Genomic DNA, 22,734 nt, shown 5'->3' with positions numbered 1-22,734 from the left:
CTCCTGCATCACAAGCACCGTCGCGAGCATGTTCATATGACGACCGACCAGACCCGACCGGCAACCGACCCACACCGTCTGCGCGCCCCTGATCCGCCGCAGACGCCGCACAGCGTGCTGAACATCGTGATTCCCGTGTACAACGAAGAGGCCTCGCTGGCGCGGGCGGTGACGACCACCCGTTCCTTTCTCGATGAGGGGTTTCCGTTCAGCACGACGATCACCATCGTCGACAACGCATCGACAGACGGCACGTGGCAGGTCGCCGGCGCGCTGGCCGGGAGTCTGCCCTCCGTGCGCGCTGTGCATCTCGATCAGAAGGGGCGAGGGCTCGCGCTGGCCACCGCCTGGTCTGCTGCCGACGCTCAGGTGCTCGCATACATGGATGTCGATCTCTCGACGGATCTGCGCGCACTCGCACCGCTCGTGGCACCGCTGGTCTCAGGGCACAGCGATCTGGCGATCGGTACACGACTTTCTCGCACCTCTCGGGTGAAGCGCGGCGTCAAACGAGAGTTCATCTCACGCTCGTACAATCTGCTGCTGCACGGCACGCTCGGCGTTCGCTTCTCAGACGCACAGTGCGGGTTCAAGGCGATCTCGGCGCAGGCGGCTCGGGCTCTGCTGCCCTACGTGCACGACTCGCAGTGGTTCTTCGACACCGAGCTGCTGGTGATCGCCGAGAAGGCGGGACTGCGCATTCACGAGGTTCCGGTCGACTGGGTCGACGATCCAGACAGCCGTGTCGACATCCCGGCGACTGTCAGGCAAGACCTCGGTGGCATCGTGCGGCTCGGATCCGAGCTCGTGCGCGGCCGCATCCCGCTCGAGACGATTCGTCGCACGGTTCGACCAGGAGACCCGAGAGCACCTGCGTCGACCGATGCGAGCGCACCAGAGACGCAGAGCGGCTCGCTGCTCAGACAGCTCGTGCGATTCGGTCTGATCGGCGTCGCGAGCACGGCCCTCTACACCGTGCTGCTGCTGATGCTGCAGACCATGATGAGCGCGCAGGCGGCCAATCTGCTGGCGCTGCTGCTGAGCACGATCGTCAACACCCAGGCCAATCGCAGACTGACCTTCGGAGTGCGCAGTCGTGCCGGCGCCCTGCGGCATCAGGGCCAGGGGCTTCTCATCTTCGCCCTCTGCTGGCTGCTGACGTCGGTGGCGCTTTCGCTGACTCAGGGGTTCTCTCCCCTCGTGCAGATCGTCGCTGCCACCGTCGCGAACCTTGTCGCCACGCTGCTGAAGTTCCTGCTCTTTCGACGCTGGGTCTTCCGCCCGCACCCCGCCGATTCGACGTCGGCAGCCGATTCGAACGACCGATCCTCACACCCTACGATCATCTCCGGAGGAGACAAATGACGACCACCGCATCCACCCCCGAGACCGCCGCCGTCAGCGAGACGCGAGCGCCCGAGAGGCAGCGACGCCCACGGTGGGAGCTCCCGGCGCTCGGTGCCCTGCTGGTGGTGACGGCCTTCACATACATCTGGAATCTCGGCGCGTCGGGTTGGGCGAACGCCTTTTACAGCGCCGCCGTTCAGGCCGGCGCCGAGAACTGGACGGCATTTCTCTTCGGCTCGTCAGACGCCGGCAACTCGATCACTGTCGACAAACCGCCGGCGTTCCTCTGGCTCATGGCGCTCTCTGTGCGGGTTTTCGGACTGAACACGTGGGCGATGCTGATACCTCAGGCTCTGCTAGGCGTGGCGACGACAGCGGTGCTCTATGCCGCCGTGCGGCGGGTCTCCACCCCCGTGGCTGCTCTGCTGGCCGGCGTCGCATTCGCGTCGACGCCGATCGTGGCGCTGATGTTCCGTTACAACAATCCCGATGCGATGCTCGTCTTTCTGCTCACGCTCACGGCGTACTTCGTCGTCCGTGCCGTGCAAGACGGCAGAACACGATGGATGCTGTGGGCCGGCGTCGCCATCGGGTTCGCCTTTCTGACGAAACAGCTGCAGGCCTTCGTCGTGCTGCCGGGGTTCGCCGCAGCCTATCTGCTGGCGGCACCGGTGCCGTTGAGACGCCGTCTGCGAGACGGACTGCTGGCCGTCGCAGCGATCATTGCGAGCGCTGGATGGTGGGTGGCTCTGGTCGAACTCGTTCCCGAGTCATGGCGCCCCTATGTCGGCGGTTCACAGAACGACTCGTTTCTCGAGCTCACCTTCGGGTACAACGGGCTCGGCCGCATCACTGGCAATGAGACGGGATCGGTCACACCCGGCGGAGGCGGCGGGCAGGGAAGCATGTGGGGCTCGACCGGAATCACACGTCTGCTCGACGGCGAGATCGGAGGTCAGGCGTCCTGGCTCATTCCTGCTGCGGTCATCCTGATGGTCGCGCTGCTCGTACTAACGTGGCGTCGTCCACGAACTGACGCGCTGCGGGCTTCGGTCATCGTGTGGGGCAGCTGGATGCTGGTCACCTTCCTGGTGTTCAGCTTCATGTCCGGCATCTTCCACGCCTATTACACGGTCGCTTTGGCACCGGGCATCGCCGGCGTCATCGGGCTCGGCGCCGCTGAGCTGTGGCGGATGCGCGGCGAGAGCGCACGACGCGGCCGCGCTCTGACCATCGTGCTGGCAGGGGCGGTCATGGTGACGGCGGTTTGGGCGTTCGTGCTGCTCGGCCGCAATGAGAGTCTGCTTCGCTGGCCGGTTCTCGTGCTCGGCGCGGCCTCGGCGATCGGACTGGCGGCCAGCGCCTGGGTTCCCGATTCGCGAAAGCTGGCCGTGCGCAGCGCAGTCGCCGCAGTCGTCGTCTGCCTCGCCGGGCCGACGAGCTACACGGTCTACACCGTGCAGCAGGGGTACACCGGCTCGATCATCACCGCGGGCCCTGCCGTGCAGTCTGGCAGCATGCGAGGCCCAGGAGGCGGCATGGGAGGCGGTATGGGAGACGGTATGGGCGGCGGTATGGGCGGCGGACAAGGCATGCCGCAGCCTGGAGCAGGCGCAGCTGACGGTGCCGACTCGGCACCGAACGCTCCGGGCACCTCACCGGACGGCTCGGGTACCCAGCCGCCGAGTGCGGGATCGGCCGGAAGACGCGCCGAAGGCCGCATGGGTGGCGGGCTTCTCGGCGGCACCACGGTCTCGGATCAGATCACAGAGATGCTGCGAGATGATTCCACCGCCTTCCGGTGGGCGGCCGCCACGACAGGGTCGCAGAACGCGGCCTCGTATCAGCTCGCCGCCGACGTGCCGGTCATGCCGATCGGCGGGTTCAACGGCAGCGACCCGTTCCCGACGCTGCAGCTGTTCCAGCAGTACGTCGACGATGGCGAGATCCACTTCTACATCGCCGGGGGTTCCATGGGAGCGCCCAACGGAGGATCATCGGCGTCCTCTGAGATCGAGTCGTGGGTGCAGCAGAACTTCGCAGCTCAGACCATCGACGGAGTGACCGTCTACGACCTCACACAACGGTGAACCGAAATCGCCCGCCGCACTCTGCTCACTGAGCAGCTGTGCAGCGGGCGATCTTCGTCGGCTCTGTTCAGGCGGCCAGCCCTGTGCAGGCGGCCAGCTCTTCAGGCGGTCGGCTCTGTTCAGGCCAGAGACGCCCTCAGACGGTCGGGCGCTGTCGAGCGGCCTTGCGCTCCATCGCCGACGCGCATCCGTCCGGTCGCTCCGGTGACTCCAGTCGTTCCGAGTGCCTGCTGCACCAGTCGTACGCAGTTCTCGAACGCTTCGGCGTTGCGATCGGTCATCTCGCCGGCATAGTGTCGCGCGGCGATTTTCATGTTCAGCGCCTGGCGTCGTGTCGCCCAGCCCTTCTCGACGCGGCCGACCGGCAGAGCTCGAAGATAATGCGCGCCGACGAGGCCCGGCCATGAGACCGCCCGGCGGTCTGACCGTCGGGCGTCGGTACGCATCACTCGCGAGTTCTCCAGGTGCAGCACGCCGTCGAGCATGACGACGCGGCGGGCGTCGTAATGGTCTGCCTGACGCCACGAGCGGCTCGACTTGACCTGGACGCCGATCACTTCGTGCGCTGCGGTGTCGATCACGATCATGTCGGCGTTCGCTCCGCCGGCGAATCGTTCGAACTGCGGCGGGGCGGGAAGCACCACCGTCTGAGGTGACCGACACGACACTTCGAGCAGGGCGATCATCGCGTCGATCTCTGTGAGCATTCCCGTGTGCCATCTGCGCAGCTGTCTCGTCTCAGCATCGTCTTGGGCCATGCTGCCCAGGGCCTGTTCGCGCACTGCAGAGAACAGCAGGACGTCACTGGAGAGTTCGAACCGCGCCCGCGCCACCGTGCGGCGGATGCTTCGAGACGTGCACTCGTCGAAGAGCAGTGCGCTCCACATCGGCAGACATCTGGCGTTCAGTCGGTGAAAGCTGAATTCGGTCAGCGCGTGGAGCACCTTCGCCGATTCGATCTGCTGAGGTGCGGTCACTCCTTCAGCCGGCCCGCCAGAGCAATCGACGTCAGAGGCCGCCTGCTCGTTTGCGATCTCGACTGACAGCGCGACGAGTCGATCTCCGGCCGCGGCGAACCAGCGCAGGTAGGCCTGTGCCTCGGCGTCGAGCTGACGCTTCGAGATGCCGATGGCTCTGCCGCTGAGACAGTCGTGCAGAAGACCGCCCCAGCGCTCGGCGTGGGCCCTCCCCTGACCCATGATGGAGTCGAGTTCGCGCTGCGTCTTCGCTGGGAGGCTTGCCCCAGCTGTCGCGGTGTGCGTCGGTGGGACTTCGCGGTGATACGCCTGCACGAATTCGCTGAACTGCATGACTCCTCCTGCCGGGAGCCGCAGCATGCGGTCCCCGACTACAGGGTGCCGCCTGATGCTGTGCCGTGTCTGAGCAGCAGCCGTGCGTCTGCAATCACCGAAGGGGCATCAGGATCGCCGGTTCGGTGCGAGCCAGGTCAGAGGGGTCTCAGAGGTGCTTCGGCAGCATGGCGGGGCGGGCCATGCCGGCCTCGGCGGGATGATCGTCGTCGAGGTCGAGTTCGAGCCAGGTGACGTCGTGCCACTCGTCGAACTTCCAGCCGACCCGTTCGAAGCGGCCGACCTCACGAAACCCCATGCGCTTGTGCATGCGGATGCTGGCCTCGTTCTCGCTGACCACGTTCGCGATGACGCGTCGGTAGCCGCGCTCGGCCAGACGATCCATCATGGCGTCGTACATCGCACGGCCCACGCCTCCACGGCGTTCGTCGACCGACACGTACACGCTGGTTTCGCAGGTCCAGTCATAGGCGGGTCTGTCGCTGAACTCGTGCGCATATGCGTACCCGACGACCTGGCCGTCGCGTTCGGCGACCACCCATGCGTAGTGCTCGAGGGCTCCCTGCATGCGCTCGGCGACCATCTCGGTCGTCGGAGCGATCGTCTCGAAGGTGAACGAGGTGTGTTCGACGTACGGACGGTACACTTCGGCGCACGCCTGAGCGTCGTCAATCGTCGCCAGGCGGATGTTCAGATCGGTCACAGTCTCTGTCATCGTCACCGCGTTAGCCTAACGTTCGAAAGCGAACATGCAAACCCCTGTTTCCTGCGTGTCGCCGACGTCGTGGCACGCCCCTGGCATGGGGTGACGGGATCAGGCGACGCGCCGATGTGCCCACCACAGTGGAAGGACGGTGAGCAGCAGCGCGCCGGCCAGGTTTCCGGCCAGTGCGGGCACCTGATTCCACGCCCACCACTGCGCTGCGGTGACGTCGGCGCCGAGTACGATGCCGGCCGGGATCACGAACAGGTTCACCACCGCATGTTCGAGTCCCAGGGCATAGAACATCGTCACCGGCAGCCACATCGCCAGCACTCGCCCGGCAGTGTCGTCAGCCGCGTAGTTGAGCATCGCGCCGATCGTCACCAGCCAGTTGCAGAGCATCGCCTTGACGAAGACCACGGCGACGCCCAGGGCACCGAATGCGGCGTAGCCGGTCGTCTTGGTCTCTGCCGTGCTCACGATCATCGCGATGACGGCGGATGTCGCGCTGTGACCCTCGGGCGTCCTGCCGAAATCCGTGGCACCGGCTGCGAAGAGGCCGATGAAGACGCCGGCACCGACGAAGTGCCCGAGCAGCACCCATGTCGCGTTGCGCGCGAAGTCACGGCCGCGAGCGCGGTGCGCGAGCATTGCCAGCGGCACGACGGCGAAGTTGCCGGTGACGAGTTCGAGACCGAGCAGCATGATGACCACGAACCCGATCGGAAACACGATGGCGCCGATCAGCGGCAGCCCGGTCTGCGTCGTGGCCGCATATGAGAGCACCGTCGCACACGAGAGCAGCGCTCCGGCGAGTGCACCGCGGGCGAAGAGCGACGCGGCCGGAGCCACAGCCCGTTGGGCTCCGGAGTCGATCACTCGATCGAGCATGACCCGCGCGCTCACGGCTCTCGGGGCGCTCACGGCGCCAGCAGCTCGTCGATGACGATCTTCTTCATGCCCAGAAGTCGTTCATAGGCTTTGGGTCGCTGCATCAGCTCGCCGATGTTCGCAGGAACGATCTGCCAGCTCACCCCGAACCGATCTCGGCACCAGCCGCAGGCCTCGGCCTCAGGCGACGACGACAGCAGCTTCCAGAGACGGTCGATCTCGGTCTGGTCGGCACAGTCGACCTGCAGAGACACGCCCTCGGTGAATGTGAAGTCGGCACTGCCTGTGTCGTCTGCGGCCGTGAGCCACTGGCCGCAGAGCTGAAAGTCCGCGAACTCCAGCAGCCCGTCGGCGCTGGCGTCGTCCGTCGGATCTTTGCCTGTTCGGCTGTGCGGAATGACCGTGCCGAGCCCGGCCATCTCGGCGCGCGGTCTGAACACGTCGACGTAGTACTCGATCGCCTGCAGGGCACTTCCTCGCTGGGGACCGGCGAACAGGAGCGACGGCAGCACGAACGGCCGAGGCGCACCGCGAGGGTCGGTCAGGATCAGCTGCCAGCACACGCCGTATCGATCCTGCATCCACCCGAAACACCTGCTGAACGACGTCTCGCCCAACGGGGCGAGGGCTGTGCCACCACGACCGAGTGCCTGCCACACGCGGTGCAGATGCTCCTGTGCCTGGGCGTCGACGCTGGGGTCGAAGTTCAGCATGAGCGAGATCGACGGGTTCGGACGAAATTCCGCACCGGCGTTGATGGCGACGAGCCTCTGGCCCGCGACGGTGAACTCGATCGTGAGCTCCTGGCCCGCCATGGCTTCCTGGAAGGGAGGCAGACCCTCGTGCGGATAGTGCGAGACGTCGGTGACGTGGCAGTCTGGCAGCGCCTCGAGGTAGAAGTCGACGGCCTCGCGAGCGCTGCCGTCGAACCAGAGGTTCGGCACGATGCAGGTCTTCTCGTCTGTCTGCATCGGGGGCCTCCTTCGATCGCCGCTGACCATGTCATCTCATCGTGCGCCATGAGCCCGTTCTGCCACCACTCGGGCGCCGCGGAATATTCGATTTCGTCGGTGCGACAGCGCAAAGTCAGGAGTATAGTGGGCGAACGAATACCCCCACCGGGTATTCGAGCCGACGATGTGATTCGTCGAAGAGAGGAAGACGACATGAGCACGATCACCGATTTCGCCGTCACGGGGATGTCCTGCGGGCACTGCGAGCACGCCGTGCGCGAGGAGGTCGAGAAGATCCCCGGCGTGCAGAGCCTCGAGGTCAGCGCACAGACCGGTCGCCTGCACATCACCAGCGAGCAGCCGCTCGACGACGCAGCAGTTCTGGCCGCCGTCGAAGAGGCCGGATACTCGGCGACTCACGGCTGAGCCGGCCGCAGTCAGAAGCCGCAGAGACAACAGCGGGCATCATTCTCAGCGAAGGAGTCAGACACCGTGACCGCAGAGAGCACCACCTCGGCAGCGACCGGGCGCGACAGCATTGAACTCGAGATCGGCGGCATGACCTGCGCCTCGTGTGCAGCACGCATCGAGAAGAAGCTGAACCGGCTCGACGGTGTGCAGGCGACGGTGAACTTCGCCACCGAGAAGGCACGGGTCCACGCGCCCGAAGGGTACGACCCGGCGCAGCTGATCGACGTGGTCGAGCAGACCGGCTACACGGCAGCTCTGCCCGCTCCCCCCGAGCCGTCCACCGCATCCGCCGCCGCCTCGCACGCCGACGTCGAGCTGGTGGCGCTGCGCAACCGGCTGATCGGCTCTGTGGTGCTCTCGGTGCCGGTCATCGCGATGGCCATGATCCCCGCACTGCAGTTCACGAACTGGCAGTGGCTGTCGCTCACCCTTGCGGCTCCGGTCGTCGTCTGGGCGGCGTGGCCGTTCCATCGCGCCGCCTGGATCAACCTGCGTCACGGGGCGGCGACGATGGACACACTCATCTCTCTGGGCACCGTCTCGGCGTTGCTCTGGTCGCTCTACGCGCTCTTCTTCGGCACAGCCGGCATGCCAGGCATGCACCATGCGTTCGAACTCACGATCGCTCCCACCGACGGCTCGAACAACATCTACCTCGAGGTCGCCGCCGGGGTCACCATGTTCATCCTGGCCGGGCGTTACTTCGAGATGCGCTCGAAACGACAGGCCGGCGCAGCGCTGCGCGCACTCGTCGAGCTCGGGGCCAAAGACGTCGTGGTGCTGCGGAACGGCCGCGAGCAGCGCGTTCCGGTCGCTCAGCTCGCCGTGGGCGACGAATTCGTGGTGCGGCCGGGCGAGAAGATCGCGACGGACGGCCGCGTGATGTCAGGGTCCTCGTCGGTGGATGCGTCGATGCTGACGGGCGAACCGGTGCCGGTCGAGGTGCACGAAGGCGACGCTGTGGTCGGCGGGACGGTGAACGCCGGTGGCCGCCTGGTCGTGCGCGCCACCCGGGTCGGCTCCCACACGCAGCTCGCGCAGATGGCGCAGATGGTCGAAGACGCCCAGTCGAGCAAGGCGCCGGTGCAGCGGCTTGCCGACCGCGTGTCAGCCGTCTTCGTGCCCATCGTGATCGGCATCGCCCTGATCACACTGGTGGTGTGGCTGCTACTCGGGCATCCCGCCACGGCGGCCTTCACCGCAGCCGTCTCGGTGCTCATCATCGCCTGTCCGTGCGCTCTTGGGCTGGCGACACCGACCGCACTGCTGGTGGGCACGGGGCGCGGTGCGCAGCTCGGCATCCTCATCAAAGGCCCCGAAGTGCTCGAGTCGACGCGTCGGGTCGACACCATCGTTCTCGACAAGACCGGCACTGTGACCACGGGCCGCATGACCGTGAAGAACGTCGCCGCCGAGCCTGACGTCACGCAGCACGAGCTGCTGCGGCTGGCCGGCGCCCTCGAGGCTGCCTCGGAGCATCCGATCGCCCGTGCGATCGCCCAGGCTGCGGCCGAAGCCGGAGCTCTGCCAGAGGTCTCTGACTTCGCCAACGCCGCAGGCCTCGGCGTTCGCGGTCTGGTCGAGGGCCATGTCGTCGTCGCCGGCCGCGAGGCGCTGCTGGACCAGTGGTCGATGCACCTGTCTGACGAACTCGTGGCCGCCAAGCAGCAGGCGGAGCAGGGCGGTGCGACCGTCATCGCCGTGGGCTGGGACGGCACGGCACGCGGCATCGTCGTCGTGGCCGACGCGGTGAAGCCCACCAGCCGCGAGGCGATCGCGCAGCTCACCGGTCTCGGGCTCGATCCTGTGCTGCTGACCGGAGACAATGCACGGGCCGCTCGACAGATCGGCGCCGAAGTGGGCGTCGACCAGGTGATCGCCGAGGTGCTGCCGCAGCAGAAGGTCGCCGAGGTCAGGCGGCTGCAGCAGGCCGGGCACGTCGTGGCGATGGTCGGTGACGGCGTCAACGACGCCCCCGCACTGGCCACCGCCGACTTGGGGCTCGCCATGGGCACCGGCACCGATGTGGCCATCGAGGCCGCAGACATCACCCTGGTGCGTGGCGATCTGCGCAGCGCCGCCGACGCGATCCGACTGGCCAGGCGCACACTCGGCACGATCAAGACCAACCTCTTCTGGGCCTTCGCCTACAACGTCGCGGCGATCCCGCTCGCAGCGCTGGGGCTGCTGAACCCGATGCTGGCGGGTGCAGCGATGGCGTTCAGCAGCGTCTTCGTCGTGGGCAATAGCCTGCGGCTGCGCGGCTTCCGCAGTCGTGCACAGGGCTGACGCACGCTCGACGATGTGGCACAGCTCACCGGGTACGCTGGGAGGCCATGGGATCTGCAGCCTCTGACTGGGTGTTGTCACTCGCGAGTTCGCCCTGGGTGTTCGTCGCGCTGGCCCTCGTGCTCGCGCTGAGCGGCACGCTCACCTTTCTGCCCACACAGTCGCTCGTGATCGCACTGGCGACGATCGCCTACGCCCGCCCCGAGCAGTTGTTCGTGACCATCGTGCTGCTGATCAGCACCACCGTCGGCATGGTGGGCGGCGACCTCGGAGCGTTCGGTCTGGCACGGTGGACGCATCTGGGCGGCTGGCGATGGCTGAACGGCGTCAGAGTGCGGCGCATGAGACGCTGGATGCGACGCCGGCTGCGGGATCAGCCCGACATCACCATGATCAGCGCCCGCATGGTGCCGATGGGACGTCTGGCGACCACACTCGCGTGCGCCGACCTGCACATGCCGACGGCGCTGTTCGTCCGACTCTCGGCGGTCGGCTCGTTGGTCTGGGCGATCTACAGCACCGGCATCGGCGCGGTCGCCGGCATCTGGGTCGAGAGGCATCCCGTAGCCGTGATCTGCATCGCCGTGGTGATTGCCATGCTCATCGGCATGATCGCCTCACGCATCCAGACCGCGCTGATGTCTCGCGAGACCTCGGAGAGTCGCTCTGGACGCGCCTCCTGAGCTCAGCCCTCCAGTGTCGTGATGATGGCCGCCACGAAGGCGTCGAGATCCTGCGGCGACCGCGAGGTGATCAGCCGCCAGCCATCGGTGTCGTCGACGACCGCTTCGGCGTCGACCCACTCGGCTCCCGCGTTGACCAGATCGGTCTTGATGCTGCTGTACGAGGTGAGCTTCTTGCCCTCGGCCACTCCGGCGTCGATCAGCGCCCACGGTGCGTGACAGATCGCAGCGATCGGCCGACCCGCGATGGTGAAGCGGCGCACGATGCGCTGCGCGTCGTTGTCAACGCGCAGCTGGTCGGCGTTGATGGTGCCGCCGGGCAGCACGAGCAGGTCGAACTGCGCCGGGTCGATGTCGGCGAAGGTCGCGTCGGGTGCGAGCGTCTCGCCGACCGTGCGGTCGTGCACCAAGGTGAGAATGGCCTCAGGCTTCGGCGCGGCGACGGTCACCCGAGCGCCTGCTGCGCGCAGATCGTTGACCGGGCGCGAGATCTCAGCGGTCTCGACTCCGTAGTTGGTCGAGATGACGAGCACGCGTTTCTCTGAGAGTGCTGTGTTCATAGAAGAGCTCCTTCTGAGTCTTGATCGTCGACGCCGAGGCGGAGCCGACGCCGCCGATCATACGTCGCTGCCACCCGATACGTCAGCGTCTTTGTCTGAGGCCGCCGCCGCATCCGCCGACGCTGCGCCGGTGGGGGCTTTGGCTTCCTCTTCGGCGGTCAGCTCGGCCTCGCGAGCCTCACGACGTTCTCGAGCTGACTTCGCCCGAGCGAACCGTGCTGGGCGTCCAGGCCCGTCCCAGACCTGCAGCACCGACCACGCCGCTGCGGTGAGCGGCACTGCGATGATCGCCCCGAGCACACCGCCCAGCGAGGCGCCGATGGTCAGCGCGATCAGAATCACCAACGGGTGCAGCTTCAGCGTGCGCCCCATGACCACAGGCTGCAGCAGATTGCCCTCGAGCTGGTTGACCACGATCACGATGGCGATCACGATCAGTGCGGCGACCGGCCCGTTGGCCACCAGCGCGACCAGGGCGGCGAGCCCGCCGGCCAGCGTGGCACCGACGATCGGGATGTATGCCGTGACGAACACGATCACGGCCAGGGGCAGCGCCAGCGGCACCTGCAGAATCACGAGTCCGATGCCGATGCCGACGGCATCAGCCGCGGCCACGATCGTCGTGCCGCGCAGATAGCTGCCGAACGTGGTGACGGCCTGCTGTCCGGCGCGGCGAGCCCGTGCGTATCCGTCCCCGTGCAAAGGCCGCAGCAGGAACTCCCAGATCGCCGCCCCGTCTTTGAGAAAGAAGAAGAGCACCACCACGAAGATGCCGAAGCCGGTGAAGAACTCCGCCGTCGCCGAGACGCCGGCGAGTGCTCCGCTCTGAAAGCCGCTGCTGGCAAGCACCCCCTGCGCCCACGCCCCGACCTCGTCGAGCGCCGGCGTGTGCACGGTGAACGGCAGCCCGTCGATGAAGTCCTGGAGCGTCTGCATGCCGCCGGTCGCCGAGCTCACCAGCACGTTCCACTGGTTGAGCACAGCCCACACGATCAGCCAGATCAGCAGCCCGAAGGTGACCACGATGCTCAGCAGGGCCGTCCAGGCGGCGAGCATGGCCGGCGCGCCTCTGCGCCGCAGCCAAGCGGTGAACGGAACGATCGCCGACGAGACGATCAGGGCGAGCAGCACCGGAATGCCGACGATCGACACCTGCATGATGGCGAAGATCACGACCACGATCACAGCGAGCACGACCAGAGCCTGCACGCATCGCGTGGCCAGCGTTCCGAAGCCGTCAGCCCAAAGCCGACGAACCGCTCCTGGTTCTTTCACTGCGCGTTCAGTCATCATGACGCCTCAGCCCCTTCGTCCTCATCGTGCCAACACGGTAGCAAATGTTCACCAAGTGTACTGTCTGCCGGCAAGACCTCGCGCTGTGCCAGACTGGAGGTCATGACCGATCGACTTGTCGCCGCCCGTGCACTCGGCGCCCGGGCGAGCGCCTACGCTCAGGGCTTCGCTCGCGTCGCAGCCGTCACCTTTCCCATCGCCATCGCCGATCCTGCTGCGAACGCGAAGCAGATCATCCAGCAGGCTGTGGAGTGCGACCGAGACGCGGTCGGGGTGGCCGTCTTCAGCGAACTGTGCCTGACCGGTTACGCCATCGACGACTTGGTGCTGCAGGATGCAGTGCTCGACTCCGCCGTCGACGCCCTGATCGAGGTGGTCGCAGCAAGCACCGAGCTGCTGCCGGTGCTCGTGGTCGGTGTGCCGCTGCGGCACGAGACCCGGCTCTACAACTGCGCCGCAGTCATCCATCGCGGCCGTCTGCTCGGGGTCGTGCCGAAGTCCTACCTGCCGACCTATCGGGAGTTCTACGAACGCCGCTGGTACGCTCCCGGAGACGACCAGCACGGCGGCAGCATCCGCATCGGCGAATTCGATGCGCCCTTCGGCACCGACCTGCTCTTCGACGCCGTCGACGTACCGGGGCTGGTGCTGCACGCAGAGATCTGCGAAGACATGTGGGTGCCGGTTCCGCCGAGCGCTCGTGCCGCACTGGCCGGGGCGAGCGTGCTCGCGAACCTCTCGGGCAGTCCCATCACCATCGCCCGCGCCGAAGACCGCCATCTGCTGGTGCGTTCGGCGTCTGCCCGCTGCCTCGCCGCCTATGTCTATGCCGCCGCGGGAGCCGGAGAGTCGAGCAACGACCTTTCGTGGGACGGCCAGACGATGATCTACGACAACGGCACGCTGCTCGCGCAGACCGAACGCTTTCCCGACGGGCCGAGACGGTCGGTCGCCGATGTCGATCTCGACGTACTGCGGCAGGAGCGTCTGCGACAGGGCACGTTCGACGACAACCGACGCACACTCGCCGATCTGAGCGGCGACGCCCGCGAGGGCGACTATCGCACCGTCTCGTTCACGCTGAAGCCGCCCACCGACGACATCGGCCTGCGCCGCACCCTCGCCCGCTTTCCCTTCGTGCCCGCCGACCCCGACCGGCTCGCGCAGGACTGCTACGAGGCGTACAGCATCCAGGTCTCGGGTCTCATGCAGCGCATGCGCTCGATCGGCTCGCCGAAGCTCGTGATCGGCGTCTCGGGAGGCCTCGACTCGACGCACGCGCTGCTCGTCTGCGCACAGGCCATGGACCGTCTCGGACGCCCGCGCACCGACATCCTCGCATTCACCATGCCCGGGTTCGCCACGAGCGACCACACCAAGTCGAACGCCGTGGCACTGGCCGAGTCGCTGGGGGTCACATTCGAAGAGCTCGACATCAGGCCTGCCGCACGCGAGCTGCTCAGCCGCATCGGACACCCCTTCGCCGACGGTGAGCCGGTCTATGACACCACCTTCGAGAACGTGCAGGCCGGGCTGCGCACCGACTATCTGTTCCGACTCGCGAACCAGCGCGGCGGCATCGTGGTGGGCACCGGCGACCTCTCAGAGGGCGCCTTGGGCTGGTCGACGTACGGCGTCGGCGACCAGATGTCGCATTACACGGTCAACACCGGCGTTCCCAAGACGCTGATGCAGCATCTGATTCGCTGGGTGAGCTCGACCGGGCACTTCTCTGCCGAGGTCTCAGCGGTGCTGCAGCGTGTGCTCGACACCGAGATCTCGCCCGAACTGGTGCCCGCCGGCGCCGACGGCAAGGTGCAGAGCACCGAAGAGAAGATCGGCCCCTACGCGCTGCACGACTTCACGCTCTATCAGGTGCTGCGTCACGGCATGCGCCCGAGTCGCATCGCCTGGCTGGCCGCACATGCGTGGGCCGAGCCGACGACCTGCCGCGACGCCGGCATCGGGCAGTGGCCCGCGGGCTTTCCCGAGGCAGATCGCCATGACTTCGACCTGCAGCAGATCGTGCACTGGCTCGAGGTCTTTCTGCAGCGCTTCTTCGGGTTCGCGCAGTTCAAGCGCACGGCGATCCCGAACGGCCCGAAGGTGTCGCCCGGCGGGTCGCTCTCGCCGCGCGGCGACTGGCGGGCGCCGTCAGACTCCTCGCCGCAGGCATGGCTCGACGAGCTGCACCGGGCGTTCCCGAACGGCGACTGAACCGGTCGGTCACCCCTCGGAACGCGGGTCGACGCTGAGGAACACCACGCCGTCCTCGTCTGAGACGACCCAGTCGCCCGGCCGCACATCGACCTCGAGAAAGCGGATGGGCTCGCCCAGCACGCCGAAGCCGCGCTTCACGGTGGGCACCGGCTGAGAGCCCAGCGCCTTGACGTGCACGTCGGCCTGACCGAGTTCGACGGTGTCGCGCACGGCGCCGGCGACCAGGATGCCGGCCCACCCGTTTCGCGCGGCCAGCACGCCGAGGTTGCCGCCGACCACCGCGCGGCGCAGCGATGCGCCGGCGTCGACGACGAGCACACGCCCTTCGCCGGGCGTGCCGAGCTGCTCTCTGATCAGCGTGTTGTCTTCGTGCACCTGCAGCGTCTGCACACGCCCGAAGACGCGTCGGCGACCACCGAAGCTGCGCAGCTGGGTGACCACGCTGCGCAGCTCGCGATCGCCGTCGTCGGCGAGATCTGCGGTGAGCAGGTCGGGAGAGTCGGTCATGGTCGGTTCCTTTCGTCGGCCGTCGGTGACGGTTCGGGCGGTGCGTGTCGTTCGAGGAATTCGTACACGTCTGTGGTGTCGACGCCGGGAAAGACGCCCTGTGGCAGCGCGGCGAGCAGTGAGGCGTGCGGTCGCGTGGCAGGCCAGCACTGATCCTCCCATTTCTCGCGCAGGTGCGCTGGCGGGATGCGACAGCAGTTCTCGTCCGGGCACGTCGAGACGGCACGACTGGTGGTGTTGCCGCCGCGAAACCAGCGGGCATGGGTGAAGTCGGTGCCGACCGACACCGACACCCTCCCCTGCGACGAGGCGAGCACCCGAGCGGCGCACCAGAACGTGCCGGTCGGCGTGTCGGTGTACTGAGCGAACGGGCTGAAGTGATCGGTCTCGGCGAAGACGATGCGGCTCGTCCAGTGCCGGCAGCAGGTCTGCCCCTCGATGGCGCCCAGAGAATCGGTGGGAAAGCACACGCTGTCGTTCTCGTAGGCCTTCCAGATCGTGCCGGACTCATGCACTTTCACGAAGTGCACGGGCAGATCGAGAAACTCCGTGGCCAGGTTGGTGAACCGATGCGCAGCAGTCTCGTAGCTGACGGCGTAGGCGTCGCGAAAGTCGTCTATGGCCAGGTCTTTGTTCGCCTTCGCGGCCCGTAGTCGTTCGACGCTGCGGGTGCGAGGCATGAGCATCGCACCGGCGAAGTAGTTGCTCTCTACCCGCTGGCGCAGAAACTCCGCGTAGTCCGCAGGAACGGTGTGCCCGAGCACCTTGCTCGACAGCGCCTGCAGCACCGCGGCACGCGAGTCGCCCGAGCCGATCACCGACTGCGGCAGATAGATGCGGCCGTTGCGCTCGTCCAGCACCGACCGCGTCGACTGCGGCAGGTCGTCGACGTAGTGCAGCGTGACACCGAGGTGTTCGGCCAGCGCTGCGGTCAGCCGCTGCGGCAGCGGGCCGCCCGCGTAGCCGAGCGTCTCGAGCAGTCCCTCGGCCTCATCATCGATCGATTCGAAGTAGTTGTCGCTGGCCCGCATCGTGGTGCGCAGTTCGGCGTTCACCCGGCGGGCCTCTTCTGGTGTCGCCTGTCGGTCGTCGCGCAGCTGCTCGATCTTGCGATAGAGGCCGACGATCGTGGCCAAGGCGTCGTCTCCCAGTCGAGGCCCCACTCGCACCGCAGGCAGGCCGAGCGATGAGAACCCGACCGACCGCTGTATGCGTTCGAGCTCGATCTCGTGCGACGCCCGTTCGTCGGGCGGCTCATCGCCACCGATGAGATCGTCGAGGGGAACGGCGAGCACTTCGGCGATGCGCCTGAGCTGGCTGAGCTTCGGCTCTCGGTGCCCGTTCTCGAGCGCTGAGATCTGGCTGGGCGCGCGCTCGATCGCCTGCGCGAGAGACTCCAAGGTGAGCCCTCGCTGTTTTCGTATCGCGCGAATCCGCCGCCCGATGATGAGAGCGTCAACCATCGCCTCATCGCCAAGACGCGCCCCGCGCCGTTGCGTGGTCGTCATGTCTTCATGATGACACAGCCGTTTTCTCCGCAGAACAGAAATATCGCAGAACTTTCCTGCAGATTCGCCCGGATCGTCAGCATCTCTTGCCGCAGAGTAGAACTCACCACAGCACGACCGATCGACTCAACGACGACTCGATCACCCGAGTGACGTGGTTCGGCTCACCGGCCGATGAGGTGGCACACGCACCATGAGATCAAAGGAGATCACCATGACCGAGCAGAACATCCGCCCCGGCGATCAGACACAGACCGCTGAGCACCTGCAGTTCGAGTGGGACAACGACCCGCGCTGGGAGGGCGTGCGCCGCGATTACTCCGCCGAAGACGTGCTGCGCATTCGCGGCGGCATCCGCGAAGAGAGCACACTCGCCCGTCGCGGCGCCGAGAGACTCTGGGAGCTGCTGCACGAAGAGGGCGACGACTGGGTGCGCGCGCTCGGCGCTCTCACGGGCAACCAGGCGGTTCAGCAGGTGCGAGCCGGTCTGCGCGCCATCTACCTCTCCGGCTGGCAGGTCGCCGCAGACGCGAATCTCTCGGGCCAGACCTACCCGGATCAGAGTCTGTACCCGGTCAACTCGGTGCCAGCGGTCGTGCGCCGCATCAACAACGCGCTGATGCGCGCCCACCAGGTGGAGTTCGGCGAAGGCGGGCCCGAGGCGGTCACCCGTGACTGGATGGCGCCGATCGTCGCCGACGCCGAGGCGGGCTTCGGCGGCCCGTTGAACGCCTTCGAGCTGCAGTCGGCGATGATCCAGGCCGGAGCGGCGGGCGTGCACTGGGAAGATCAGCTGGCCAGTGAGAAGAAGTGCGGCCACCTCGGCGGCAAGGTGCTCATTCCCACGAAGCAGCACATCCGCACTCTGCAGTCGGCTCGACTCGCGTCAGACGTCGCGGGTGTGCCCACCCTGATCATCGCCCGCACCGATGCGCTGGCGGCCGATCTGCTCACCAGCGACGTCGACGAGCGCGATCGCCAGTACACGACCGGCGAACGCACCGACGAGGGCTTCTACCGAGTGCGCAACGGCATCGAGCCGGTCATCACCCGCGGTCTGGCCTTCGCCGAGTACGCCGACCTGCTCTGGGTCGAGACCGGAGAGCCCGACATCGAGCTTGCCCGTGAGTTCGCCACGGCGATCCACGAGAAGTTCCCCGGCAAGCTGCTCGCCTACAACTGCTCGCCGTCGTTCAACTGGAAGGCGCACCTCTCTGACGAGCAGATCGGCTCGTTCCAGCGTGAGCTCAGCGAGCTGGGCTACAAGTTCCAGTTCATCACGCTGGCCGGCTTCCACGCGCTCAACTACTCGATGTTCGAGCTGGCCAGCGGCTACCGCGACGAGCAGATGACCGCCTACGTGCAGCTGCAAGAGAAGGAGTTCGCCGCCGAGAGCCAGGGGTACACCGCCACCCGGCACCAGCGCGAGGTCGGCACCGGCTACTTCGACCGCATCTCGACGGCGCTCAACCCGGACAGCGCGACCCTCGCGCTGGTGGGCAGCACCGAAGAGGCACAGTTCTGATCTCGTCGGATCGGGGCGCTCCTGCATCGCCGCAGGCCGTGCCCCGACCGGCTCACTCCCGACGCCGCCGTCGCCGCGACGCCGGTCGTCACGTCACACAGCCACGCACCCGCCGATCAACGACGATCGGCCCCGCCACCAGGATTGGAGAATCATGCACACCACCACTGCCGTCCGCCGACCGACCCGACCCGTCGTGCGCGTCGCCGGGCGCATGCACGAACGCTTCGACGAGATTCTCACGCCCGAGGCGCTGGACTTTCTCGCCGCACTGCACCACCGCTTCTCGTCACGTCGCCATGAGCTGCTCGCCAAACGGGCGAAGCGGCTGAAAGACTACTCGCTGGGCACCAACCCCGACTTCCTGCCCGGCACCGCGCACATCCGCGCCGACCGAAGCTGGCGTGTCGTCGGCTCTGCGAATGCGCCCGGTCTGCAGGATCGGCGCGTCGAGATCACGGGGCCGACCGATCGCAAGATGACCGTCAACGCGCTCAACTCCACCGCCAAGGTCTGGCTCGCCGACTTCGAGGATGCCACCAGCCCCACCTGGCAGAACGTGGTCGGCGGCCAGCTGAGCCTCTTCGACGCGATTCGCGGGCAGATCGATTTCACCTCGCCAGAGGGCAAGCAGTACGCCCTGCGAACGAAAGAGCTCGCCGAGCTGCCCACCATCGTGCCTCGCCCGCGCGGCTGGCATCTGCCCGAGAAGCACTTGGTCTTCACCGATGACAGCAACCGCACCGAAGACACGTCGGGCAGCCTCGTCGACTTCGGGCTGTTCTTCTTTCACAACGCGAAAGAGCTCATCGCCCGCGGGCGAGGCCCGTACTTCTACATTCCCAAGCTCGAGAGCCACCTCGAAGCCCGCCTGTGGAACGACGTCTTCACTTTCGCCGAGCACGCACTGGGTCTCGACATCGGCACCATCCGCGCCACCGTGCTGATCGAGACGCTGCCTGCGGCCTTCGAGATCGATGAGATCCTCTACGAGATGCGCGATCACATCACGGGCATCAACGCCGGCCGCTGGGATTACATCTTCAGCGTGATCAAGGTCTTCCGCGAGCGCGGTGCGAAGAACGTGCTGCCTGATCGCTCCTGCATCACGATGGAGGTTCCCTTCACCCGTGCATACGCACAGCTGCTGGTCAAGACCGCACATACCCGAGGCGCCTATGCCATCGGCGGCATGAGCGCATTCATCCCGAACCGGCGCGATCCGGAGGTGACCGAGCGCGCCTTTCAGCAGGTGTCTGCAGACAAGCGCCGTGAGGCAGAGGCCGGCTATGACGGCACCTGGGTCGCGCATCCCGACCTGATTCCCTACGCACAGGCCGAGTTCGACGCGGTGCTCGGCGAGCGGCCAAACCAGGTCGAACGTCAGCTCGACGACGTCAGCATCGGGCAGAGCGATCTGCTGAACTTCCAGGCGACCCCTGGCGAGGTCACCGAGGCCGGCCTGCGCGACAACGTCTCGGTGGGCATCCGCTACATCGAATCGTGGCTGCGCGGCGTCGGTGCCGCGGCCCTCGACAACCTGATGGAGGACGCGGCGACCGCCGAGATCTCGCGCACGCAGATCTGGCAGTGGCTGCACTACCAGACCGTCACCGCCGAGGGCAATGCCATCACCCGCGAGCGCGTGCAGCAGATCATCGACGGCGTGGTCTCAGAGCTGCAGCGCTTCGACGGCGACCGGTTCGACGACGCCGTGCAGGTGTTCGCGCAGGTCGCCCTCGACAAGCCGTTCCTGCCTTTTCTCACCACAGAGGCGTACCGACGCTACCTCGCCACCGATGTGGTCACGCCCGAGCCGCTGACCGACGAGGCCGCCGGTCTCGTCGAGCCGCAGCCGGCGAACCGAGGATGACACCATGTCGACGCAGACGCAGACAGTTCGACGGTCGGGCGATTCGCAGACCGGTCGGGCGCGCACACCGCACGGCCGGTCTTGGGTCAGCGTCGCCGCCGTGCTCTTCGCAGTCGCCTGGGCCGGCAACGAGTTCACTCCGCTGCTGGTGATGTACCAGATGCACAGCGGCTTCACCGCCCTGCAGGTCAACATCCTCTTCGGCGGCTACGTGCTGGGCATCATCCCGGCTCTGCTGATCGGCGGCCCCATGGCCGACCGCATCGGCCGCCGTCCGGTCATGATCCCAGGCCCGCTGCTGGCCATGGCAGGCAGCCTCGTGCTCGCCCTCGGCCCCGAGAGCATGGTGGCGCTGTTCGTCGGTCGTCTGCTCTGCGGGCTCGCGCTGGGTCTGGCGATGGCCGTCGGCAGCACCTGGATCAAGGAGCTCTCGACGGCCCCGTTCGATGCGAACGCCGATGCGGGGGCGGGCGCACGCCGCGCATCCATCACGCTCAGCGTGGGCTTCGGGGCCGGCGCCGCAGTCGCCGGAGCCATCGCGCAGTGGGGGCCAGCGGCCACCATGCTGCCCTACCTCGTCAACGTCGGGCTGCTCATTCCGGTGACTGTGTGGATGATGCGCAGAGGCCCGGAGACGCAGGTGCACGCAGTGCTCTCGACGTCACGACGCCGCAGCCGCTCGCGCTTCGCGCTGATCGCCGAAGACGGAATCGACCCGGCGGTGCGCCGCCGGTTCCTGCTGATCGTCGCTCCCGCAGCTCCGTGGGTGTTCGGCTGTGCAGCCAGCGCCTACGCGATTCTGCCCACGCAGATGCGCTCGCAGGCTCCCGGTCTTGAGATCGGCTTCAGCGCGCTGATGTGTCTGGTGGGTCTCACCTGCGGCGTCGGGGTGCAGCCGGTGATCAAGCGCCTCGAGCGTCCGGGGTCGGCCCGCACGCTGGTGCTCGGCCTGGTCGTCGCCTGCGCAGGGATGCTGCTGGCCGCGAGCGCACTGGCCACGCAGCAGGTCTGGCTGGGTCTGGTCGCCGCGGCCGGGCTGGGCATTGGCTACGGCACGGTTCTGGTGTCTGGTCTGCAGTACGTGCAGCGCATCGCGCCGCCCGGTCGTCTGGCCGCGTTCACCGCCGTGTTCTACAGCCTCACCTACACGGGGTTCTTCATGCCGGCGATCCTCTCCGGCATCGAGCTGGCATTCAGCGGGGTGCACCACATCTGGATGTTCGCGGTGGGCGCTGCGCTGGCGCTGGTCAGTCTCACGGTGGTCGCAGCGAGCAGCGCAGCACTGCGTGAGCGTCCCAGTGCGGATGCCATGGTCGAGCTCACGCGGGAGGGCGGCTGCACACGGGGTGCTAACGTGCCAGCATGACTCTGCTCACGCTGCTGGCGATCACTGTGATCGCGCTGCTGGGGCCTGTGCTGAGCTGGGTCACCCGATGGCGTGCCCCGGTGCTCGTCGGTCAGATTCTCGGCGGCCTGCTCATCGGCGGCGCCGGCTTGGGATGGGTCGATGCCGGCGACTCGATGTTCACGCTGCTGGCCGACTTGGGCTTCGCGCTCACGATGTTCGTCGCCGGCAGCCAGATTCCGGTGCGCAACCCCGAGCTGCGGCCGCTGCTGGTGAAGGGGCTCATCCGAGCGGCAGCCGTGGCCGTGGCCGCTCTGGCGCTGGGCGCGCTCATCAGCCTCACCCTGCACAGTCCGGACTGGCTGATCTATACGGTCGTACTCGGGTCTTCTTCGGCGGCGCTGGCGCTGCCCGCGATGGCTCAGGCCCGGCTGACCGGCCCGGCGGTGACCGCCACGATGGCGCAGATCGCCGTCGCCGACGTGGCGTCGATCGTGCTGCTGCCTCTGGTCATGGACACCGGCCGCGCCCTGCTGACCATCGTCGGCGCGCTGGCACTCTGCGCTCTGACCGCCGGGGTCGTTCTCGCGCTGCGCATGATGCGACGCCGCGGCATGCTGAGCGAGGCGCACCGGGTCAGTCGCCGCGAGCATTTGGCGCTCGAGCTGCGCATCTCACTCGTGCTGCTGCTCGCGTTCGCCGTACTCGCCTCGCAGACAGCGGTGTCGATCATGCTCGCCGGGTTCGCTGCAGGGGTCGCGGTCTCGGCGATCGGAGAGCCTCGACGTCTGGCGAAGCAGGTCTTCGCCCTCAGCGAGGGCTTCTTCTCACCCCTGTTCTACGTCTGGCTCGGCGCGTCGCTGTCGCTGGGCGACCTGTGGAGCAGTCCGCGGCACGTTCTGCTGGGCCTCGCACTGGGCTTCGGCGGCCTGGCCGTGCACGCGGTCGGCGCGCTGACCGGACAGCCCGTCTCACTGGCGCTGCTCGGCGGCGCACAGCTGGGCGTGCCGATCGCTGCGGCCACCATCGGCATGCAGACCGGTGCGCTGAACGGCGGTGACGCCGCAGCGCTCGTCTTCGGCGCGCTCATCAGCGTCGTGTCGCTGTCGGCGACGGTTCCTCTCGCAGCGAGACGTTTCGCCACGCAGCGCTGATCCGCTGCCGCC

At 67.2% G+C, this 22,734-nt stretch carries 18 protein-coding genes; 10 read left to right on the top strand and 8 right to left on the bottom strand.

The window, feature by feature from the left end; all coding sequences use genetic code 11:
- Positions 1 to 36 precede the first annotated feature (36 nt).
- The gene (locus F8O09_RS00280; RefSeq protein ID WP_158053548.1) at positions 37 to 1,365 is read left to right on the top strand and encodes a bifunctional glycosyltransferase family 2/GtrA family protein; all 1,329 of its coding nucleotides are present in this window, start codon (positions 37 to 39) and stop codon (positions 1,363 to 1,365) included.
- On the top strand, positions 1,362 to 3,437 hold the full coding sequence (locus F8O09_RS00275; RefSeq protein ID WP_158053547.1) for an ArnT family glycosyltransferase: 2,076 nt from the start codon (positions 1,362 to 1,364) through the stop codon (positions 3,435 to 3,437). Before F8O09_RS00280 ends, F8O09_RS00275 begins: the two co-directional genes overlap by 4 nt.
- A 119-nt stretch (positions 3,438 to 3,556) precedes the next feature.
- Here the strand turns inward: F8O09_RS00275 and F8O09_RS00270 are convergent, their stop codons facing one another.
- The 4 genes from F8O09_RS00270 to F8O09_RS00255 all read right to left on the bottom strand — a co-directional run bounded on the left by F8O09_RS00270 (position 3,557) and on the right by F8O09_RS00255 (position 7,312).
- On the bottom strand, positions 3,557 to 4,747 hold the full coding sequence (locus F8O09_RS00270; protein WP_158053546.1) for a hypothetical protein: 1,191 nt from the start codon (positions 4,745 to 4,747) through the stop codon (positions 3,557 to 3,559).
- Positions 4,748 to 4,895: 148 nt separating this feature from the next.
- Positions 4,896 to 5,462 (bottom strand): GNAT family N-acetyltransferase, encoded by a 567-nt coding sequence (locus F8O09_RS00265; protein ID WP_158031867.1) that lies wholly within the window; start codon positions 5,460 to 5,462, stop codon positions 4,896 to 4,898.
- A 99-nt stretch (positions 5,463 to 5,561) separates the two neighbouring features.
- A complete protein-coding gene (locus F8O09_RS00260; RefSeq protein ID WP_158053545.1) occupies positions 5,562 to 6,374 on the bottom strand; it encodes a formate/nitrite transporter family protein in 813 nt (270 codons plus the stop codon).
- On the bottom strand, positions 6,371 to 7,312 hold the full coding sequence (locus tag F8O09_RS00255; RefSeq protein ID WP_158053544.1) for a VOC family protein: 942 nt from the start codon (positions 7,310 to 7,312) through the stop codon (positions 6,371 to 6,373). The genes F8O09_RS00260 and F8O09_RS00255 overlap by 4 nt, the downstream gene beginning before the upstream one ends.
- A gap of 195 nt (positions 7,313 to 7,507) precedes the next feature.
- On the opposite strand from F8O09_RS00255, the gene F8O09_RS00250 reads away from it, so the two are divergent.
- The 3 genes from F8O09_RS00250 (at position 7,508) to F8O09_RS00240 (ending at position 10,737) form a co-directional block, all read left to right on the top strand.
- Positions 7,508 to 7,720, top strand: coding sequence for a heavy-metal-associated domain-containing protein (locus tag F8O09_RS00250; protein ID WP_158053543.1), 213 nt, complete (start codon positions 7,508 to 7,510; stop codon positions 7,718 to 7,720).
- 66 nt (positions 7,721 to 7,786) lie between these two features.
- Positions 7,787 to 10,054: a heavy metal translocating P-type ATPase gene (locus F8O09_RS00245; RefSeq protein WP_412973563.1), complete on the top strand. Its 2,268-nt coding sequence runs from the start codon at positions 7,787 to 7,789 to the stop codon at positions 10,052 to 10,054.
- Positions 10,055 to 10,101: 47 nt separating this feature from the next.
- Entirely contained in the window at positions 10,102 to 10,737 is a 636-nt protein-coding gene (locus F8O09_RS00240; protein ID WP_158053542.1) for a DedA family protein, read from the top strand.
- Positions 10,738 to 10,739: 2 nt separating this feature from the next.
- Here F8O09_RS00240 and F8O09_RS00235 read toward each other — a convergent pair whose 3' ends face one another.
- Together F8O09_RS00235 and F8O09_RS00230 are read right to left on the bottom strand one after the other, a co-directional pair.
- Positions 10,740 to 11,297 carry a type 1 glutamine amidotransferase domain-containing protein gene (locus tag F8O09_RS00235; RefSeq protein WP_158031665.1) on the bottom strand — a complete coding sequence of 186 codons (558 nt, stop codon included), beginning with the start codon at positions 11,295 to 11,297 and terminating at the stop codon, positions 10,740 to 10,742.
- 57 nt (positions 11,298 to 11,354) lie between these two features.
- Complete coding sequence (locus tag F8O09_RS00230) at positions 11,355 to 12,587, bottom strand: AI-2E family transporter (RefSeq protein WP_225732778.1); 1,233 nt, start codon at positions 12,585 to 12,587, stop codon at positions 11,355 to 11,357.
- A 105-nt stretch (positions 12,588 to 12,692) separates the two neighbouring features.
- Here F8O09_RS00230 and F8O09_RS00225 point away from each other — a divergent pair, with 105 nt between their 5' ends.
- A complete protein-coding gene (locus F8O09_RS00225; RefSeq protein ID WP_158053540.1) occupies positions 12,693 to 14,807 on the top strand; it encodes an NAD(+) synthase in 2,115 nt (704 codons plus the stop codon).
- Positions 14,808 to 14,816: 9 nt separating this feature from the next.
- Here the strand turns inward: F8O09_RS00225 and rraA are convergent, their stop codons facing one another.
- Both rraA and F8O09_RS00215 read right to left on the bottom strand, forming a co-directional pair.
- On the bottom strand, positions 14,817 to 15,317 hold the full coding sequence (gene rraA, locus F8O09_RS00220; protein WP_158053539.1) for a ribonuclease E activity regulator RraA: 501 nt from the start codon (positions 15,315 to 15,317) through the stop codon (positions 14,817 to 14,819).
- Positions 15,314 to 16,825, bottom strand: coding sequence for a helix-turn-helix domain-containing protein (locus F8O09_RS00215; protein ID WP_158053538.1), 1,512 nt, complete (start codon positions 16,823 to 16,825; stop codon positions 15,314 to 15,316). The genes rraA and F8O09_RS00215 overlap by 4 nt, the downstream gene beginning before the upstream one ends.
- A gap of 214 nt (positions 16,826 to 17,039) precedes the next feature.
- Between F8O09_RS00215 and aceA the strand changes: the two genes are divergently transcribed.
- The 4 genes from aceA to F8O09_RS00195 all read left to right on the top strand — a co-directional run bounded on the left by aceA (position 17,040) and on the right by F8O09_RS00195 (position 22,722).
- Positions 17,040 to 18,350 carry an isocitrate lyase gene (gene aceA, locus F8O09_RS00210; protein WP_158042846.1) on the top strand — a complete coding sequence of 437 codons (1,311 nt, stop codon included), beginning with the start codon at positions 17,040 to 17,042 and terminating at the stop codon, positions 18,348 to 18,350.
- Positions 18,351 to 18,504: 154 nt separating this feature from the next.
- Entirely contained in the window at positions 18,505 to 20,223 is a 1,719-nt protein-coding gene (gene aceB / locus F8O09_RS00205) for a malate synthase A (RefSeq protein ID WP_158053537.1), read from the top strand.
- 4 nt (positions 20,224 to 20,227) lie between these two features.
- Positions 20,228 to 21,589 carry an MFS transporter gene (locus tag F8O09_RS00200; RefSeq protein WP_158053536.1) on the top strand — a complete coding sequence of 454 codons (1,362 nt, stop codon included), beginning with the start codon at positions 20,228 to 20,230 and terminating at the stop codon, positions 21,587 to 21,589.
- The gene (locus F8O09_RS00195) at positions 21,586 to 22,722 is read left to right on the top strand and encodes a cation:proton antiporter (RefSeq protein WP_158053535.1); all 1,137 of its coding nucleotides are present in this window, start codon (positions 21,586 to 21,588) and stop codon (positions 22,720 to 22,722) included. Before F8O09_RS00200 ends, F8O09_RS00195 begins: the two co-directional genes overlap by 4 nt.
- Positions 22,723 to 22,734 lie beyond the last annotated feature (12 nt).

Source organism: Pseudoclavibacter sp. CFCC 11306, assembly GCF_008831235.1.
In the GTDB taxonomy this organism is placed as follows: Bacteria; Actinomycetota; Actinomycetes; order Actinomycetales; family Microbacteriaceae; genus Pseudoclavibacter_A.
This window is presented reverse-complemented; position numbering and strand designations above follow the sequence as displayed.